Source organism: Nocardia niwae NBRC 108934 = DSM 45340 (assembly GCF_001613465.1).
Classification (GTDB): domain Bacteria; phylum Actinomycetota; class Actinomycetes; order Mycobacteriales; family Mycobacteriaceae; genus Nocardia; species Nocardia niwae.
On the sequence record NZ_BDCK01000091.1, the window covers coordinates 1 to 1238 of the forward strand.

At 64.5% G+C, this 1238-nt stretch carries 1 protein-coding gene; it reads right to left on the bottom strand.

What is annotated here, in order from left to right; all coding sequences use genetic code 11:
- Window positions 1–43 precede the first annotated feature (43 nt).
- Window positions 44–1155 (bottom strand): IS3 family transposase gene (locus NNI01S_RS32950; protein ID WP_157115183.1). Its coding sequence is split into 2 segments (ribosomal slippage): window positions 44–888 and window positions 888–1155, totalling 1113 coding nucleotides; the frame shifts between segments, so codons are not numbered across the junction.
- Window positions 1156–1238 lie beyond the last annotated feature (83 nt).

A 1238-nucleotide genomic window follows, 5' to 3' on the forward strand; every position in this document is an offset into this window, starting at 1 on the left:
TTGACGGGACCCCGGTGATCGGTCCACGGGCTGTGAGAGCCGGTCATTGATGTGTGCAGATGGCAGCGTATCCGGCCGGGGTGCGATATCCCAGGGCCGAATGCCGCCGCCGTAGGTTGTAGTCGGTTTTCCAATCGGTGATCACGACCCGGGCCTGGGTCAGCGACCAAAAGCTGTTGATGTTGAGGCATTCGTCGCGAAGACGTCCGTTAAACGACTCGATATAGCCGTTGCGCCAGGGCTGACCAGGTGGGATGAACGCCAGCCCGACACGTTCACCAGCCCAATCGGCCATCGCCGAGCACGCCAGCTCCGGTCCGTTGTCACAGCGCAGCACCGCCGGATAGCCTCGTTCGGCCGCAATGCGGTCCAGTTCGTCGATCAGCCGATCGGCGGTGATCGAGCGCTCCACCAGCCCGCCCAGGCATTCACGGGTGTGCTCGTCGACGATGGACACGATCTTCACCGGTCGGCCGTCGGTCGTGGCGTCGAACTGGAAATCGGTCGCCCACACCTGATTCGGCGCGTCCGCGGTCACCTCGGTGACAGTGCAGGCACCGAGGCGTTTGCGGCGCCGCCGGACCGGTACTCGTAGCTCTTCGGCCCGCCACAGGCGCTGAATCTTCTTGTGGTTCACCGCCCATCCCTCGGCGCGGGCATCGTGGTAGGCGCGGCGGAATCCTTGCCGTGGATGGGTTTTCGCCCACTGCCGCAACCATTCCCGCAACCCGGAGTCTGGGTCGGTGCCCCGCTGGTCGGCTGGTGGACGGCGCTGGGTACTGCGATGCTGCCCGGTCACCCGGCACGCGGCGCGTTGACTCATCCCGAACAGTCGTTGCAGGTGAGCGACCGCCGCACGCCGGCGTTCCGGGTCTAGAAGTTTCCCTTCGCGATCTCCTTCAAGGCCGCTTTCTCCAGCTCTGCTTCGGCGAGCAACCGTTTGAGCACAGTGTTCTCGCGTTCGAGTTCCTTGAGCTTCTTCGCATCATCGGCCTTCAGGCCGCCGAACTGGTTACGCCACCGGTAATAGGTGGCCTCGGTGACCTGCAGGACCCGGCACACCTCGGCCACGTCCTTGCCCTCGGCCAGCAGCCGATCGGCCTCAGTCAGCTTCCGCACCACCTGCTCAGGGGTGTGTCGTTTACGCGTCGCCATGATCGTTGTCGAGCCTTCCCGCCCAAATCTCGGGCATTCAGACTCTCACAAACCCCGGACCGAACCAGAGGGGTCAGGTCAAC